Source organism: Chryseobacterium amylolyticum (assembly GCF_051011775.1).
GTDB lineage: Bacteria > Bacteroidota > Bacteroidia > Flavobacteriales > Weeksellaceae > Chryseobacterium.
Map to the genome: position 1 here is coordinate 693586 of NZ_JBPCHX010000003.1, position 17676 is coordinate 711261.

13 protein-coding genes and 1 riboswitch are annotated in these 17676 nt (G+C 38.1%); of the genes, 11 read left to right on the forward strand and 2 right to left on the reverse strand.

From position 1 onward, the window contains the following. Positions 1-10: 10 nt before the first annotated feature. Positions 11-430, forward strand: coding sequence for an OsmC family protein (locus ACR1PO_RS11900; RefSeq protein WP_002983375.1), 420 nt, complete (start codon positions 11-13; stop codon positions 428-430). 75 nt (positions 431-505) lie between these two features. Here ACR1PO_RS11900 and ACR1PO_RS11905 read toward each other — a convergent pair whose 3' ends face one another. After that, positions 506-3121 carry an MGH1-like glycoside hydrolase domain-containing protein gene (locus tag ACR1PO_RS11905; RefSeq protein ID WP_433986888.1) on the reverse strand — a complete coding sequence of 872 codons (2616 nt, stop codon included), beginning with the start codon at positions 3119-3121 and terminating at the stop codon, positions 506-508. A 188-nt stretch (positions 3122-3309) separates the two neighbouring features. Further along, a riboswitch (SAM riboswitch) is annotated at positions 3310-3417 on the forward strand. 60 nt (positions 3418-3477) lie between these two features. On the opposite strand from ACR1PO_RS11905, the gene ACR1PO_RS11910 reads away from it, so the two are divergent. The 7 genes from ACR1PO_RS11910 to metF all read left to right on the forward strand — a co-directional run bounded on the left by ACR1PO_RS11910 (position 3478) and on the right by metF (position 13096). Further along, positions 3478-4425 carry an alpha/beta fold hydrolase gene (locus ACR1PO_RS11910; RefSeq protein WP_433986889.1) on the forward strand — a complete coding sequence of 316 codons (948 nt, stop codon included), beginning with the start codon at positions 3478-3480 and terminating at the stop codon, positions 4423-4425. Then, entirely contained in the window at positions 4422-5960 is a 1539-nt protein-coding gene (locus ACR1PO_RS11915) for an ACT domain-containing protein (protein WP_433986890.1), read from the forward strand. The genes ACR1PO_RS11910 and ACR1PO_RS11915 overlap by 4 nt, the downstream gene beginning before the upstream one ends. A 124-nt stretch (positions 5961-6084) precedes the next feature. Beyond that, positions 6085-7245 (forward strand): O-succinylhomoserine sulfhydrylase, encoded by a 1161-nt coding sequence (locus tag ACR1PO_RS11920; RefSeq protein ID WP_332388243.1) that lies wholly within the window; start codon positions 6085-6087, stop codon positions 7243-7245. A 37-nt stretch (positions 7246-7282) separates the two neighbouring features. Further along, positions 7283-8293 (forward strand): homocysteine S-methyltransferase family protein, encoded by a 1011-nt coding sequence (locus tag ACR1PO_RS11925; protein WP_332388242.1) that lies wholly within the window; start codon positions 7283-7285, stop codon positions 8291-8293. Positions 8294-8375: 82 nt separating this feature from the next. Beyond that, the gene (locus ACR1PO_RS11930) at positions 8376-9467 is read left to right on the forward strand and encodes a fatty acid desaturase family protein (protein ID WP_433986891.1); all 1092 of its coding nucleotides are present in this window, start codon (positions 8376-8378) and stop codon (positions 9465-9467) included. A gap of 1 nt (position 9468) precedes the next feature. After that, positions 9469-12129, forward strand: a complete 2661-nt coding sequence (gene metH, locus ACR1PO_RS11935; RefSeq protein ID WP_433986892.1) for a methionine synthase — start codon at positions 9469-9471, stop codon at positions 12127-12129. A 7-nt stretch (positions 12130-12136) separates the two neighbouring features. After that, the gene (metF, locus tag ACR1PO_RS11940; protein ID WP_131437569.1) at positions 12137-13096 is read left to right on the forward strand and encodes a methylenetetrahydrofolate reductase [NAD(P)H]; all 960 of its coding nucleotides are present in this window, start codon (positions 12137-12139) and stop codon (positions 13094-13096) included. Positions 13097-13239: 143 nt separating this feature from the next. Here the strand turns inward: metF and ACR1PO_RS11945 are convergent, their stop codons facing one another. Next, complete coding sequence (locus ACR1PO_RS11945; protein WP_433986893.1) at positions 13240-14391, reverse strand: hypothetical protein; 1152 nt, start codon at positions 14389-14391, stop codon at positions 13240-13242. Positions 14392-14492: 101 nt separating this feature from the next. Here ACR1PO_RS11945 and folE point away from each other — a divergent pair, with 101 nt between their 5' ends. The 3 genes from folE (at position 14493) to cysS (ending at position 17184) form a co-directional block, all read left to right on the forward strand. Then, entirely contained in the window at positions 14493-15158 is a 666-nt protein-coding gene (folE, locus tag ACR1PO_RS11950) for a GTP cyclohydrolase I FolE (RefSeq protein ID WP_002983392.1), read from the forward strand. Between the two features lie 4 nt (positions 15159-15162). Beyond that, positions 15163-15594, forward strand: coding sequence for a DinB family protein (locus ACR1PO_RS11955; RefSeq protein WP_433986894.1), 432 nt, complete (start codon positions 15163-15165; stop codon positions 15592-15594). 123 nt (positions 15595-15717) lie between these two features. Then, positions 15718-17184 (forward strand): cysteine--tRNA ligase, encoded by a 1467-nt coding sequence (cysS, locus tag ACR1PO_RS11960; protein WP_332388234.1) that lies wholly within the window; start codon positions 15718-15720, stop codon positions 17182-17184. The last annotated feature ends 492 nt before the right edge of the window (positions 17185-17676 follow it).

Sequence of the window (17676 nt, forward strand, 5' to 3'; positions counted from 1 at the left end):
GCAATACAAAATGAAAATTACACTTAACAGAATAAACGACGATTTTTTATTTGAATGTACCAATGCTCAGGGAAATTCTATTCTTTTGGATAATACTTCCCAGCCGGGAGCAAAAGGTGTTTCCCCAATGGAAAGTGTGCTGATGGCAGTAGCAGGATGCAGCGGAATTGATGTAGTTTCTATTTTAAAGAAGCAGCGCCAGGAAATCAAAAGTTTTCAGGCAGAAGTAGAAGGAGAAAGAGTACAGGTAGAAGATGCAAAACCGTTTAAATCAATTAACGTTAAATTCCTTTTAGAAGGAGAAATTGATCCTAAAAAAGCATTAAAAGCTGCAGAACTTTCTTTTGAAAAATACTGTTCAGTATCAAAAACTCTAGAACCGAATGTAGAAATAGGATACGAAGTTTATGTGAACGGAGAAAAAATATAATTTTTTACCTAAAAATAAAAAGCCGGATGATTCATCCGGCTTTTTATTTACTCATTACCTATTATTCATTGCTTATTAAAAGGTAAGTCTTGGTTTTATCAGTTTCGCAACAGTGGCAGTCCATCCTGTTTGGTGGGAAGCTCCTACGCCCCGGCCGTTATCTCCGTGGAAATATTCAAAGAATGTAATATAATCTCTGAAATGTTCATCATAATTGAATTTTGGATTATCTCCATTGAACGCTCTTTTTCCATTTTCATCCTTTAAAAATATAGAACAAAGTCTTTTGCTGATGTTTTGAGCTACTTCATCAAGATTTCTCTTATCTCCGCTACCTGTTGGAAGCTCTACTTTCAGACTGTTTCCATAATAATAATGGAATCGCTGCAGACTTTCCACAATCAGGAAGTTGATAGGGAACCAGATGGGGCCACGCCAGTTACTGTTTCCGCCAAACATACGGCTGTCACTTTCTGCCGGGGTATAATAGACCATATTTTCCGTTCCATGCACAGAAAATACAAACGGATTTTCTTCGTATACCTTAGACATGGCCCGGATTCCGTAGGTACTTAAAAATTCTTTTTCATCAAGCATTCTGGTCAGAACTTTGGTAAGTCTGTTTTTGCGGAGAATACTCATAAGGTGTTTTCTCCCATGTCCTTCTTCATCCCAGTGAGAAACGAGTTTGGTAAGCTCCGGCTTATTTTTTAAGATCCATTCCATTCTGCTTCTGAAATTCGGCATCTTTTCCAGTAGACGGTGGTCTACAATCTCAACAGCAAACATGGGGATTAAGCCAACAATACTTCTTAATCTTAAAGAAACACTGTCTCCGTTTCCAAGCTGCAATACATCATAAAAAAATCCGTCTTCCTCATTCCACAGACCTTTCGTTCCTTCACCCAGATTTTCCATCGCTTCAGCGATGTAAAGATAATGTTCAAAAAACTTGATGGCCATATCCTCATACACCTGGTAATACTGGGCAAGTTCCATCGCAATACGCATCATATTCAATGCATACATGGCCATCCAGCTGGTTCCGTCTGCCTGTTCAAGATGCTGGCCGTCTTTTAAAACCATATTGCGGTCAAAAGCCCCGATATTATCAAGACCAAGGAAACCGCCTCCGAAAATATTTTTCCCGTTTTTATCCTTTCGGTTCACCCACCATGTAAAATTAAGGAGCAGCTTCTGGAAAACTTTCTCTAAGAATAATAAATCCGGTTTTCCGTTGTTCTTTTCATCAATCTTAAAAACACGGAAGCATGACCATGCATGCACAGGCGGATTCACATCACTCATATTCCACTCATAAGCGGGAAGCTGTCCGTTAGGGTGCATGTACCATTCTTTCGTAAGTAATAACAGCTGCCCTTTGGCAAACTCCGCATCAATGATGGAAAAAGGGACGCAGTGAAATGCCAGATCCCATGTGGCATACCACGGATATTCCCATTTATCAGGCATAGAAATAATATCTTTATTATGAAGATGATTCCATTCCGTATTTCTTACATATTCACTAAAGTTTCTTGGCGCTTCAAAGTTCGGATCACCTTTCAGCCATTTCCCGATATTATAATGATAGAACTGTTTGTTCCAGAGAAGTCCGGCAAATGCCTGTCGCTGCACATTTCTTTCATCTTCATTCACGGTATCGCTCTGAATCTCCTGATAAAACTCTTCAGCTTCAGCCTTTCGGGTATTGAAAATTTCATCAAATTTTTCAAAAGGTTCATCGTTTTCTTCAGGACATAACCTGAATTCAAAAACTTTTGATTCACCTGCAGCCACAACTTCATCAATGAGAAAAGATGCTTTGGTTCCTCTTTTTTCAGGATTTACAGTGTCTCGTCCGTGAATTATAAAATCATTGATTCCGTCTTTAAAATAAGAATTATCTGTTTTAGGAGTACCGTAAAGTTTTGGAGTATTTGTTTCGTTTTCACAGAATACACTTTGTGCATTTGTATTTCTGGAATACAGTTTTTTAATTGAAATACTGTCGTGGCCAATGGTAATACTTCCATCCTGAGAAGCACTCAGCTCTGCCTTGTAGGTATTATATCCCCATTTCCAATTGTTTCTGAACCATGCAGTTGGTGCCACCACAATAGGAGCTTCATGCTGGCTTCGGTTGCAGACTGTCACTCTGGTCAGAATATCATTGTGATCAGCTTTACAGTATTCAATAAAAATATCGAAATACTCATCATTATCAAAAATCCCGGTATCGAAAAGCTCATATTCCGGTTCTTTTTTACTGCGCTTTCCATTCTCAATAAGAATATCATCATACGGAAACTCATTGATCGGATATTTATACACCATCTTCATATAGCTGTGAGTAGGTGTATTATCCAGATAATAAAAGATTTCTTTAATGTCTTCTCCATGATTTCCCTGAGGGTTGCTCAATCCGAAGAACCTTTCTTTTACCATTTTATCTTTTTTGTTCCAGAATGAAAAAGCAAAGCATAAAAGCTGCTTTACATCAGAAATTCCGGCTATCCCTTCTTCACCCCAGCGGTAGGCATAGCTTTCTGCATTATTATGATTGGTAAAATTCCAGGCATTCCCGTTCGGGCTATAATCTTCGCGTACATTTCCCCACTGCCGGTTGCTTACATAAGGTCCCCAGTTTTTCCATTTGGTATCTTGTAATCTTTCTTTTTCGGCGGTCATATGTCATCATTTTTCCATACGAAGTTAGTTTTTTTGAGAAGTAATTCCAATTTTTTTCATCTGAATAATTATTAATATGGCGTTGAAATGCTTGTATTTAAGGGCTTTTTTAAATATTAAAATAATTTTTTTTTGAAATTAAAAGAAAAGAACTACCTTTGCACCATTCGTTCATTCAAATATTGAAAATGTTATCAAGAAAGGTTGAGGGATTAGACCCTGTGAAACCTTAGCAACCCTTTGCGCAAGTAAAGAAGGTGCTACGTTCTACCAAAATAATTTTGGACAGATAACTTACTGAAGTTCTTTTCAGCCATTTCCTGTGGCATTTTCAATTGTATTTAAATATAATAGAATTGAAAACAGAACTAAACTATATTAATCTTACGTATCAAACAAATTCCCAAAAGGAATACCATATCCCGTTAAGCTATCAGCTTTTTGGGAAAGATCTGTTTACAGCCCCTGTCATCTTAATCAACCATGCCCTTACCGGAAATTCAAATGTATCCGGAGAGAAAGGCTGGTGGAAGCAGCTGGTAGGAGAAAATCAGATTGTTGATACCGATCAATATACAGTTCTGTGTTTCAATATACCCGGAAACGGTTATGACAATTTTTTAATTAAAAACTATGAAGACTTTACTCCTTCAGATATCGCTGCGATATTTCTGAAAGGGCTTGAAGCTTTACAGATCAAAAAACTATATGCCATTATCGGGGGCTCTCTGGGGGGAGGAATCGCCTGGGAAATGCTTGCCCAGCAGCCGGATCTTGCAGAGATATTTATTCCCATTGCCTGCGATTACAGAACGCACGACTGGCTTCATGCGCAATGTCTGGTTCAGAAATTCCTATTAAATGATAAAGAAGAACCATTACAGAAAGCAAGAATTCATGCCATGTTGTGTTACAGAACACCGCAGTCACTCAATGAAAGATTTCAAAACCAATATAACCAGGAAAAACAACGCCTGGAATCAGAAGACTGGTTGGTTTATCATGGTAATGCTCTAAACGAAAGGTTTAGTTTACAAGCTTACAAACTGATGAACCATCTCCTGATGAATATAAATGCTGATGAACCATCTCTGGAAACCATACAGACACGAATGCACATGATCTCCGTAGATTCAGACTTATTTTTTCCGGCTTCTGAGATCCGGATGTGTTTTGAAAACTTGAAAGAGAAAAATAAGAATGTTTCTTATCACGAGATCCAATCTATACACGGGCATGATGCCTTCCTAATGGAATATCAACAATTAAATAATATCATAAAAAACATTTTACAGGAGAAATGAAAAATGCTAACGAAATAAAATTTTTGAAGAACAGATCAATCGTCAAGTTTGAAGGAGAAGATTTTCTGGGAGAAATCGGGATTGACGGACGAATTTTTAAAGCGCTTACCTTAGCGCGTATCAGTGTAGGAGTAATCTCTCAACAAGCGGTAGAAAACGGAATTTCTATCCTGGTTCATGAAAATGATGCAGAGAAAGCAGTCGCTTGTCTTATCGATGAATTCGAAGCGGAAAGAAAATCAGGAAAAGTTTCCCAGATCTATAGTATTAATAATGTTTCCGTGATCGGTTTTGTAGCGGAAGATTTCAATAAGGTCTTTGCTGAGCTGGCAAGAAACAATGTTTTCCCGTTGCTTTTAAACCAGGTGGCAGGAGAAAACAGAGTTAATATCGTAGTGACTTCTTCCCAGGATGAAAAAACAAGAAATATCATAGAATCTGAAATTTTCAAAAAGCCAAAGACGGTTCACCTGGCAATCATTGGTCACGGAAACGTAGGAAAGACCCTGATAGAGCAGGTACTTGAATCTGCAGAAGAAATTAAAAAGCGTAAAAAAATAGACCTTAAAGTAGTTGCAGTAGCCAATTCAAAGAAAATTGCCTTCAACAAAAAAGGATTTGATGCCAATTGGGGTGATGAGGTTTTAACCGCTGAACATCCATCGAATGTAGAAGAGTTAATCAATTTCTCCAACGAAAACCAACTCGAGAACCTGATCGTTGTGGATAACACGGCAAGCAAAGACTTTGTCAAGAATTATCATGCCCTGGCAGAAAACGGTTTCGATCTGGTTTCTTCCAACAAAATTTTCAATACCCTTCCGATAGAAGAATACAGAAAACTAAGATATACGTTGAACAAAAATAACAGACGTTATCTGTATGAAACTAATGTTGGTGCAGGATTACCGTTAATTGATACCATCAAATTATTACACCTTTCAGGAGAAAACATCACCAGAATCAAAGGAGTATTCTCCGGAACATTAAGCTATGTTTTCAACAATTTTTCTTTGAGAGACGATAAATTTTCAACCATTATTAACGAAGCTTTGGAAAAAGGATATACAGAACCGGATCCAAGAGAAGATCTGTCAGGAAATGATGTTGCAAGAAAATTACTGATCCTCGCCAGAGAATTAGACCTGATCAATGAATTTGAAGATATCAGAATTCAAAATCTTGTTCCGGAAAGCTTACTTGAGGTTTCAAAATCAGAATTCCTTTCCAGACTTGAAGAGCTGGACGAAGAATACCAGAAAATAAAAGAGAACCAGGAACCTGGACATGTCTTGAGATATGTAGGCGATTTGCACGGTGATTTGCAGAAAGATAAAGGTGAGCTGGATGTAAAACTGGTTTCTGTTCCTGCAACTTCTGCATTAGGGCAGCTGAAAGGTTCCGATTCAATCTTTGAAATTTATACAGAAAGTTACGGAGAAAATCCGATCGTTATTATGGGAGCCGGAGCCGGAGCACAGGTAACAGCAAGAGGAGTATTCGGGGATATCTTAAGAGTAAGTGAAACTAAATAATATTTAATGTAACAATCTATCAATCTAACAGTGTAACAATTACTGCAATTGCCATTCTGAACATAGCGAAGAACCTTATTGGTAAACTGTTACATTGATACACTGCTAAATTAATTAAAACTATATGGAAAATTTTGAAACATCAGCAATAAGAACCCAGACTGAAAGAACCCAGTTTGATGAACATTCTACGCCATTATATCTGACCTCCAGCTTTATATTTCAGGATGCGGAAGATATGAGGGCAAGCTTTGCAGAAGAAAAACCTAAAAACTTATACAGCCGTTTTTCCAATCCGAATGTAACAGAGTTTACAGATAAGATTGCTAAAATGGAAGGGGCAGAAGCAGGATATGCCTTTGCAACAGGAATGGCAGCCATCTATTCTACATTTGCAGCCTTGTTGAATGCGGGGGATCATATTGTAAGCTGCCAGTCGGTTTTCGGGTCTACACACACTTTGTTTACCAAATATTTCCCTAAATGGAATATTGAGACTTCTTATTTCAAGGCAGAAGATGCAAAGAATGTTGAACAGTATATCCAACCCAATACAAAGATCTTATACCTTGAAACTCCTACCAATCCTGCTATTGAAATTCTGGATCTTGAGTTCTTTGGAAAGATTGCCAAAAAACATAATCTTATCTTTATTGTAGATAACTGTTTTGCAACACCTTATCTTCAGCAGCCTATCAAATATGGTGCAGATATTGTTGTACATTCAGCAACGAAACTGATTGACGGACAGGGAAGAGTATTAGGAGGAATAGCAGTAGGAAAAGAAGACCTGATCAGGGAAATTTATCTTTTCGCAAGAAATACAGGGCCTGCATTGTCTCCTTTTAATGCCTGGGTATTATCAAAAAGCCTGGAAACATTGGCAATCCGTGTAGAAAAGCATTGCGAGAATGCCTTGAAGGTAGCAGCGTTTTTAGAAAACCATCCGAATGTAGAACTGGTAAAATACCCATTCCTGAAATCCCATCCGAGTTATGAAGTAGCCAAAAAACAGATGAAACTCGGTGGAAATATCGTGGCATTTGAAATAAAAGGCGGAATAGAAGGCGGAAGAAACTTTTTGGATAAGATACAGATGTGTTCGCTGTCTGCCAACTTAGGTGATACAAGAACAATCGTTACACACCCGGCATCCACAACACACTCCAAGCTATCGGATGAAGAAAGGAATGAAGTAGGGATTACCGCAGGATTGGTACGTTGCTCTGTAGGATTGGAAAATGTAGAGGATATCATTGCGGATCTGAAACAGGCTTTAGATTAATTCAAACAATTATCGGCCTTACTCAAAATAGATAAAAATGAAAAATTCAGAACAATTATATAAAGCTCTGTCAGAAAGAATTTTAATTCTTGACGGTGCCATGGGAACGATGCTTCAGAGGTATAAGTTTGAAGAAGAAGATTACCGTGGAGAGCGTTTCAAAGACTGGGAACATCCGGTAAAAGGAAATAATGACCTGCTTTCTCTGACACAGCCTCAGGCTATTGAGGAGGTTCACAAGAAATATCTTGAAGCAGGGGCAGACATCATTGAAACCAATACATTTTCGGGAACTACCATTGCCATGGCAGATTATCATATGGAGGATCTGGTATATGAACTGAACTATGAGTCAGCAAAGATTGCCAGAAAAGCCTGTGATGAATACACTGCAAAAAATCCGGACAAGCCGAGATTTGTAGCGGGATCTATAGGACCTACCAACAGAACGGCAAGTTTAAGTCCGGATGTTAATGATCCGGGATACAGGGCTATTACTTTTGAAGAATTGAGAGTCGCATACAAGCAGCAGTGTGAAGCGTTGTTGGATGGCGGTTCGGATATTCTTCTGGTAGAAACCATATTTGATACTTTGAATGCAAAAGCTGCCTTATTTGCTATTGATGAACTGCAGGATGAAAGAGGAATTAAAATTCCAATTATGGTTTCAGGAACCATTACCGATGCTTCGGGAAGAACATTGAGCGGACAGACAGCGGAAGCTTTTCTGATTTCTGTTTCACACCTGAATTTATTAAGTGTGGGGTTCAACTGTGCATTGGGCGCAGATCAGCTGACTCCTTATCTTGAAACACTGGCTCATAATTCAGAATTCTATGTTTCAGCATATCCTAATGCCGGCTTACCGAATGCTTTCGGAAAATATGATGAAACCCCCGAAGATATGGCGAGACAGATTAAAGAATATGTTGAGAAAGGACTGATCAATATTATCGGAGGATGCTGCGGAACAACACCTGAACATATCAAAGCAATTGCAGAGCTGGTGAAAGATTATCCACCGAGAGAATTGAAGGAATTTGTGTGATTTGATAGATTTTTTTAATTAAAATCAAGAAGGAAGGCTGGATTATAAATGTTAACTTTAAGTAAACCACAAAGTTAAATATATGGAAAAGCCAATTTATTTGAAAGATTCGGAGGATGTCAGATTATTTAATGAGCTTAGAAAGAAAGTGAACAAAAGGGTAGAAGCCATTTCTGAGAACAGGGATATTTATATCCAGGTCAAAGCGGTAATACTCCCACTGGTTTATATTGGCTTATATTTTCTGGCTGTTTTAAATGCTGAAAAGCATTGGATCTATATTCTGAGCTTTATATTGATGGGAATTTCTCTGGTTTTAATTTATTTAAACTTAATCCACGAAGCTGCCCATAATAACATCTATAAAAGTAAGCGACTGAATGGGCTGGTTCTTCACATTTTTGATTTTATAGGAGCCAATTCCTATATCTGGAAAAAAAGACATATTGCAAGCCACCATGCTTACCCAAATGTAGATGGATGGGATACGGATATCGAACAGAGCGGATTGCTCCTGATCGTTCCATGGATCAAGGCAAAAGGGATTCAGAAGTATCAGCATAAGTTCTTTTTTTTAGTATATCCGCTGTATTTGTTCAACTGGATGTTTATAAGAGACTTCCGGGACTTTTTTGATAAGGAAAGAGTGATTTTAAAAACCCAGGGAAGAATACCGGTTGTTGAAAAAGTGAAAATGGTGAGTTATAAGCTGTTCTATTTCTTTTATCAGATTGTAGTGCCTGTTGTGTTCTTTAAAGTATCAATAGGACTGGCCTTAGGAGCGTGGTTTTTACAGGTAATTTCAGCAAGTATTTTTGCATTGTTTGTACTGCTGCCTTTGCATCCGCTTCCTGATAATGCCTTTCCGAGGTTAAATAAAGAGAACGGCCTTCCGTTCAGCTGGCTTCGCCACCAATTGGAGGTGACCAATGATTTAACAGAAAATAACTGGTTTGTAAGAAATGTATTGGGAAACTTTAATTTTCATGTAGCCCATCATTTGTTTCCAAACTACAGTTATATGTATTACAACGAAATTACTGAGGAAATTGAGGAATTTGCTAAAGAACACAATTTAGCTTACAAAAGATTTCCGTTGATTACAGCTTTAAGTAAGCATAGGGATTTATTGAGGCAGAATGCCAATAATGCCTACTATATTTTAGAAGAATAAAATGAAGTATTTAAGATTATCAGGCCTTGAGCCTCTTATCATAACACCGGAGAGTAATTTCATCAATGTTGGTGAAAGGACCAACGTTGCCGGTTCCAAAAAATTTTTAAGACTGATTAAAGAGGAGAAATTCTCCGAAGCATTAGATATTGCCCGCCATCAGGTAGAAGGAGGTGCCCAGATTCTGGATGTGAACTTCGATGATGGGTTGATCGATGGGAAAGCTTCCATGATCAAATTCCTTAACTTAATTGCCTCTGAACCGGATATTGCAAGAATCCCGATTATGGTAGACTCTTCCAAATGGGAAATCCTTGAAGCCGGACTTCAGGTAGCTCAGGGAAAGTGCGTAGTAAATTCTATCAGTTTAAAGGAAGGAGAGGAAGAATTTATCAAACATGCCAAAGCCATTAAAAGATACGGAGCGGCAGTTATTGTAATGGCATTTGATGAGGTGGGACAAGCGGACAACCTTGAACGAAGAATTGAGATTTCAAAAAGATCCTATGACATTCTGGTAAATCAAATTGGTTTTCCTGCTGAAGATATCATTTTCGACTTAAATATCTTCCCGGTGGCAACAGGAATGGAAGAACACAGGAGAAATGCCATCGACTTTATTGAGGCCACACGCTGGGTAAGACAAAATCTTCCTTATGCCTCTGTAAGCGGGGGAGTGAGCAATGTTTCCTTCTCCTTCCGCGGAAATGATACCGTAAGAGAAGCAATGCACTCCGTATTCCTTTACCATGCAATTCAGGCAGGAATGAATATTGGTATTGTAAACCCGGCTATGCTGGAGGTTTATGATGAAATCAATAAAGAATTACTGGAGCTGGTGGAAGATGTAATCCTGGATAGAAGAGATGACGCTACAGAAAGGCTTCTGGACTATTCCGAAAAGCATAAATCTGTAAAAAAAGAAAAGACTGAAGACTTGGAATGGAGAAATAATCCATTGCAGGAAAGAATTACCCATGCCTTGGTAAAAGGAATCGACCGTTTTATTGAGGAAGATGTTGAAGAAGCAAGGCTATTGGCTGAAAGACCCCTCCACGTTATTGAAGTGAATCTGATGACAGGAATGGGAGTGGTAGGAGATTTATTCGGAAGCGGAAAAATGTTTCTTCCACAGGTGGTAAAGTCAGCAAGGGTAATGAAAAAAGCGGTGGCTTATTTACAGCCTTTTATTGAAGCAGAAAAAGACGGAACAAAACCCGCCAATGGAAAAATATTAATGGCAACAGTAAAAGGAGACGTTCATGATATCGGTAAAAATATTGTGAGCGTTGTTTTGGGTTGCAACAACTATGAGATCGTTGACCTTGGAGTAATGGTGCCTGCCGAAAAGATTATTCAGACTGCCATTGAAGAAAAAGTAGATGTTATAGGATTAAGCGGACTGATTACCCCAAGTCTGGATGAAATGGTGTATATCGCATCAGAATTAGAAAGACAAAATTTAGATTTCCCTTTATTGATCGGTGGTGCTACCACTTCAAAAGCACATACCGCAGTGAAAATCGATTTAAAATATAAGAATGCCGTTGTTCATGTTAATGATGCTTCAAGAGCTGTAAATGTTGTAAGTGCATTGCTAGGGGACAGAAATAAAGAATATGTTTCGGATTTAAAGAATGATTACTCTGAATTCAGAGAGAAGTTCCTGAACAGACAGGTAGATAAAGATTATGTCTCCATCGGAGAGGCAAGAGAGAACCGTTTTAAAATTGATTGGGAAAACGAAGAAATTTTTACTCCGAATAATTTGGGAATACAAATAATCGAAAACCAGGACCTGAATGAACTGGTTCCTTTTATCGACTGGTCTCCGTTTTTCAGAAGCTGGGACCTCCATGGGAAATATCCGGATATTCTGAAAGATGAGGTTGTGGGTGTTCAGGCCAAAGAATTATTTAAAGATGCTCAGGTTATTCTGAATAGGATTCTGGATGAAAAACTGTTGACGGCAAAGGCTATTTTCGGAATATTTAAAGCCAATTCCAATGACTCTGATGATATTCTGATTTTTGATGAAAATAATAATGAAAAAGCAAGATTTTTAACGCTTAGGCAGCAGGCTCAGAGATCAAAAGGAAAAGATTATCTGGCATTAAGTGATTTCATTGCTCCTCAAAGCTCGGGAAAAACTGATTATATGGGAGCATTCTGTGTAACAACAGGTTTTGGAACCGATGAACTGTCCGCTGAATATGAAAAAGCCAATGATGATTACAATTCCATCATGGTAAAAGCATTGGCTGACCGTTTTGCGGAAGCCTATGCCGAATTCCTGCATAAAAAAGTCAGAACAGAATACTGGGGATATGCCAATCAGGAAAATTTAAGCAACGAAGAACTTATTGCTGAAAAATACAAAGGAATCCGCCCGGCGCCGGGATATCCGGCCTGTCCGGACCATCTGGAGAAGAAAACAATCTGGGAACTTTTAAAAGTAGAAGAAAATACAGGCGTTTTCCTTACAGAAAGCCTTGCGATGTTCCCGACGGCATCTGTTTCCGGATACTATTTTGGAAGCCCGCATGCCAAATATTTCGGATTAGGAAAAATTACGGAAGACCAGCTTGAAGATTATGCAGCAAGAAGAGGCTGTAGCATTCAGGAAGCGAAAAAATGGTTGTCACCAAATTTAGCAGATTAACATTGACATGAAGATAACAGAACACATTAAAAATGCAAATGGAAAAACTTTATTCTCTTTAGAAGTTGTTCCGCCACAGAAAGGAATCGGGATTGAAGATCTGTATACAAATATAGATCCGTTAATGGAATTCAAACCCCCTTTCATTGACGTTACAACATCCAGAGAAGAATATATATACATCGACAAAGGAAATGGCCTTATGGAACGCCGTATTACAAGAATGCGTCCTGGAACCTTAGGAATTTGTGCGGCCATTCAGCATAAATACAATGTGGATACAGTTCCACACCTTCTTTGCGGAGGATTCACAAAAGAAGAGACAGAATATCTGCTGGTAGACTGTATGTACCTTGGGATAGACAATGTAATGGCCTTAAGAGGAGATGCGATGAAAGGACATCAGTATTTTGAGCCTACCCAGGGAGGTCATGCCAGTGCAATGGATCTTGTCAATCAGATTAATGATCTCGGAAGAGGAAAATATCTTCATAACGAAGAACAGGTCAGTGATGAATTAAATAAATTCTGCATTGGTGTTGCCGGTTATCCGGAAAAACATATGGAAGCCCCTTCTATGAATTATGATCTTAAATGGCTGAAACAAAAAGTAGATGCCGGAGCAGATTATATTGTAACCCAGATGTTCTTTGACAATAAAAAGTACATCGAATTCGTTCAGAAAGCAAGAGAAATGGGCATTACTGTTCCAATTATTCCGGGAATCAAACCTATTGCAACAAAGAAACACCTGAAAATCCTGCCACAGGTTTTCAAAATAGATCTGCCCGAAGAACTGATTAATGAAGTGGAAAACGCAAAAAATAATGAAGCGGTAAAACAGATCGGAATAGAATGGGCCATTACCCAATGCAAAGAGCTGCTGGACTTTGGAGTTCCTGTTCTGCACTTTTACTCAATGGGGAAAAGTGATAATATTAAAAAAGTAGCCGGTGAGCTATTCTAATAAAAGTACCAAAATGAAGGAACCCTGCTTTAAAAAGCAGGGTTTTATTTTAATTATAACTTCCACAGAAATGTAATAGAAGCAAATTGAAACTTTGCGGTAAATATCCTAAAGCATCCGGAAAAAACTTCCAGCTTCCTTACTCAAAGACTAGGATGCCTTTCAAACTCCTTATTCCTGTCAAACAAATACCGGTAAGTTGCCAGCTTTCGGGTAACTGTTGTATCAAGAGTTTCCGCAATCTTGATCATTTTAGGATTAAAATCACCAATCCACTGTAATTCTGTAGTCGTAAAATCCGTATGTTTTCTCAAATGTTGGGTTCCTTCCCAGATCATATACCCGTCAATCCCTTTCTTCTGCCATTCAGGAACAACGCCAAAAACAAGTCCCACCATTTTCTCATTCTTCTTAAAACTCTTTAAAAACAGAAATTTTAGCTTTTCAAAAATACCAAACCTTCCATTCAAATACTTAAACCACTGGTTGAGGTCCGGAATATTGATCCACATCGCGATAGGTTTCTCGTTTTCATAGACAAACCAGGAAATATGTTCATTGATGATAGGTTTCATCGTGTTAAACATTTTCAGAACTTTTGCTTCTTCCAGATGCTTTCCCTCTCCATGAGACGCCCATGCTTTATTATAAATCTCTGTAAAATCCTTTGCAAACTTCTGCAGATTATTTTTTTTCATAGGTTGTGCAGAAATTGCAGGATTCCTTCTGTTCTTTTCATGAGCAATCGTAAAAATCCGTGAAACTTCTGCAAAAACAGGTCTGGTAAAACAAAGCTGTTCAAAATAAATCTTAAATCCGTAATTTTCAAAAAGATCTTTGTAATAAGGGAAATTGTAATTCATCCCAAACAGAGGCTCAATAAATCCTTCAATTAAAAGTCCCCAGAACTTATCTCTTTCTCCAAAATTGATAGGGCCGTCCATTGCTTCCATCCCTTTTTCCTGAAGCCAGCTTTTGCAGTAGTCAAAAATGAAATCTGCTGTTACCTGATCATTGATGCAGTCGAAAAAACCAATTCCTCCGGTACGTTGTTTTTGCTCATAACAGCCATTGATGAAAACAGCTACTTTACCAACCGTTTTATCATTCCTTTTAAACAGAAACCTCTTGCATTCCCCGTTTTTAAAGAATTTATTCTTTTCAGGATCAAAAATTTCCTCAATATACTTATCTAAAGGCCGGATATAATTTTTGTCATCCCGGTAAAGGCGGGCCGGGAATTCCAGAAATTCCCTTTTATGGAGGTGGTTTTGTACTTCTTCGGCAATAATCATATGCTTTTAATCAGAACTGGTTATAAAAGATAAGGTTTTTCATCCTAATTGAATAGAGATGAACAGATATTATCCGTATTTTTGCTGCAAATTAAATAAAAATGGTTGATTTTACTGATAACGACGATGATATTTTCACAGGAAAAGAACATACGCCTATAAGGGAAGATGCTTTTGATAAATCGCCACAGGAAAAAATTGAAAAAATTACTGAGCTTTTTGGCGAGATTATGGAAACGCTGGGGTTAGATATGACGGATGATTCCCTGAAAGACTCCCCAAGACGTGTTGCCAAAATGTATGTAAACGAGATTTTCGGAGGTCTTCTTCCTGAAAATAAACCGGGAATCTCCACCTTCTCCAATAAATATAAATACCGCCAGATGTTGGTGGAAAAAGATATCACTGTATATTCTTTTTGTGAACACCACTTTCTGCCCATTATAGGAAGAGCCCATGTTGCTTATATTTCCAATGGAGAAGTAATTGGTCTTTCAAAAATTAACAGGATTGTTGATTACTATGCAAAAAGGCCTCAGGTTCAGGAAAGGCTTACCATGCAGATTGTAGACGCTTTGAAAGAAGCTTTAGGAACAAAAGATGTAGCCTGTATCATTGATGCCAAACATCTTTGTGTTAACTGCAGAGGAATAAAAGATACGGCGAGTTCTACAATTACGGCAGAATTAAGTGGTATTTTCAGAACAAACCCTATTACCAGACAGGAATTCTTACATTACGTAGGAAGTCACGCAAAACTAGATTAATAAAATGAACTACCAGATCCTCAAAAATATTATTGACAATGAGCTTCAGAGATTTCAAAATATATCTGAAGAAGAATGGTCGTATAAAAGTTCTCCGGAAAAATGGTCCAAAAAAGAAATTATTGGCCATCTTTGTGACAGTGCTTTAACAAATATCCGTAGATTTGTCGTTACCCAATACAAAGAGAATGAGAATATCGTTTATGATCAGAATTTTTGGGTAAAAGCACAGAACTATCAGAATGTTCCTACTTCAGATCTTATTGGCCTGTGGAAATCTTTGAACTATCAGATTGTTCATGTTGTAGAAAATATTCCGGATGAAGCATTGCAAAGAACCTGCGATACCACCAAAACAGAACTTCAAAGGTTTACCCTGGAGTTTATTATTAAGGATTATGTAGATCATTTGCAGCATCATTTAAAAGCGATTTAATAATGATAAAATTTAAAAAAGTTTCATATAAAATTTTTATCACGACAATTATTTGTTGTGACAAAGGTATTTTTTAACTAATTTTTGAATCTTTAAAATCATTAAATCTTTAACTTAAAATAAATGCAATTAAAAATATATAACTCCCTTACAGCGGAAAAAGAAATATTCAAACCTATCTTGGAAGGAAATGTCGGAATGTATGTCTGCGGACCTACAGTGTACAGCAATGTGCATTTAGGAAATGTAAGAACTTTCCTTTCCTTCGATTTTATCTACCGTACCCTGATGCATTTGGGGTATAAAGTAAGATATGTAAGAAATATTACTGATGCTGGCCACCTTACCGATGATGGAAATGTAGATAATGACAGGTTCGTTAAGCAGACCAGACTTGAAAAGCTGGAGCCTATGGAAATTGTACAGAAATATACAGTAGATTTCCATAAAGTACTGGATATGTTCAATCTGCTGCCTCCAAACATCGAACCTACCGCTACAGGACATATTGTAGAACAGATAGAATTGACTCAAAAGCTGATTGAAAGGGGTTTTGCTTACGAGAGCAACGGTTCGGTATACTTCGATGTATTAGAATATAACAAAAGAGGATTGAACTATGGTGAACTTTCAAAACGCAATATAGAAGAGCTTTTCGCCAATACCAGAGATCTGGACGGACAAGGAGAAAAGAAAAACCCACAGGATTTTGCATTGTGGAAAAAAGCCTCTCCCGCTCACATTATGAGATGGAATTCCCCTTGGGGAGAAGGTTTCCCGGGATGGCACCTTGAATGTACTGCCATGAGTACAAAATATCTGGGCGAAACATTCGATATCCATGGAGGAGGAATGGATCTTAAGTTCCCTCACCATGAATGTGAAATTGCACAAGGTAAAGCTTGCAACGATGCCGCACCGGTAAATTACTGGATGCATGCCAATATGCTGACCATGAATTCTCAGCGCATGAGCAAATCTACAGGAAACTATATCCTTCCGATGCAGCTGGTTACAGGAGACAATGACTTCTTTGAAAAGCCATTCCATCCTTCAATAGTGCGTTTCTGCTTCCTGCAGGCACACTACAGAAGTGTTCTGGATATTTCAAACGATGCCATGATAGCGAGCGAAAAAGGATTCATCAGATTAATGGAAGCTGTAAAAGTATTAAACTCTATGACTGCTGATGATACAAAACAATCCGGTTTCAATCTGCAGGAATGGAAAAATAAAGCATATGACGCTTTAACAGATGATTTCAATTCACCAATCCTGATTGCCCACCTGTTTGAAGCGGTGAAATACATCTTTGCTTTGAATGATGGTAAAGAAACGATCTCAACTGCTGATCTTGAAGATTTAAAAACTACGCTCAACGCCTTTATCTTTGATGTTTTAGGGTTACAGACCGTAGAAGAAAATAATAACGAAAAACTTGATCAGACCCTAAAAGTTTTAATCGAACTGAGAAATCAGGCAAGAAAATCCAAAAACTTCGAGCTTTCAGACCAGATCAGAGACAAGCTGCTTGCAGAAGGCATAGAATTAAAAGATGGAAGAGACGGAACATCATACGTCCTGAACTAAAATATAACTTCGTTTTATCCCCATTCCGTAGGAGTCCATTATATAAGGCTCTTACGGAATGTTTTTTTTAGATACAGCAGAAAATCCATCAAAATTTCATATTCCTCTTTTTATCCTCACTTTTTCCAATTCTCTTATACTCTCCCTCTCTGACTCTCCGGCCCTCCAACCCTCCAACTTTTTCAGGAGCTTCATCCTGCTATCCATTTCTACTCCTCGCGCCGGGGCTTCCCATCTCAAGCCCTCTCGCTCCAGCTTCTGCTGCGGGGTAACCATTGCTATCAGGGCTAGGGTAGGAGTTGTTAATGATGAATGATGAATGATGAATGATGAATTTCATGGTAGGAGAATATAGTGGTCCGGGTTATTGTGTTGCGAGCTTCGGGTTAGTGAATACAAGCCTTTATTTCCATTGTGTCATTCCGTAGGAATCCAAACCTCTTGACCAGAGTAAAGGATGTAAGTTAGCAGGATAATGTCTAAAATCTTTTT

Bases quoted from the DNA above. Each gene is read 5' to 3' on its own strand.
- ACR1PO_RS11900 (WP_002983375.1), top strand. From the start codon at position 11: ATGAAAATTACACTTAACAGAATAAACGACGATTTTTTATTTGAATGT.
- ACR1PO_RS11905 (WP_433986888.1), bottom strand. From the start codon at position 3,121: ATGACCGCCGAAAAAGAAAGATTACAAGATACCAAATGGAAAAACTGG.
- ACR1PO_RS11915 (WP_433986890.1), top strand. From the start codon at position 4,422: ATGAAAAATGCTAACGAAATAAAATTTTTGAAGAACAGATCAATCGTC.
- ACR1PO_RS11920 (WP_332388243.1), top strand. From the start codon at position 6,085: ATGGAAAATTTTGAAACATCAGCAATAAGAACCCAGACTGAAAGAACC.
- ACR1PO_RS11925 (WP_332388242.1), top strand. From the start codon at position 7,283: ATGAAAAATTCAGAACAATTATATAAAGCTCTGTCAGAAAGAATTTTA.
- ACR1PO_RS11930 (WP_433986891.1), top strand. From the start codon at position 8,376: ATGGAAAAGCCAATTTATTTGAAAGATTCGGAGGATGTCAGATTATTT.
- metH (WP_433986892.1), top strand. From the start codon at position 9,469: ATGAAGTATTTAAGATTATCAGGCCTTGAGCCTCTTATCATAACACCG.
- metF (WP_131437569.1), top strand. From the start codon at position 12,137: ATGAAGATAACAGAACACATTAAAAATGCAAATGGAAAAACTTTATTC.
- ACR1PO_RS11945 (WP_433986893.1), bottom strand. From the start codon at position 14,391: ATGATTATTGCCGAAGAAGTACAAAACCACCTCCATAAAAGGGAATTT.
- folE (WP_002983392.1), top strand. From the start codon at position 14,493: ATGGTTGATTTTACTGATAACGACGATGATATTTTCACAGGAAAAGAA.
- ACR1PO_RS11955 (WP_433986894.1), top strand. From the start codon at position 15,163: ATGAACTACCAGATCCTCAAAAATATTATTGACAATGAGCTTCAGAGA.
- cysS (WP_332388234.1), top strand. From the start codon at position 15,718: ATGCAATTAAAAATATATAACTCCCTTACAGCGGAAAAAGAAATATTC.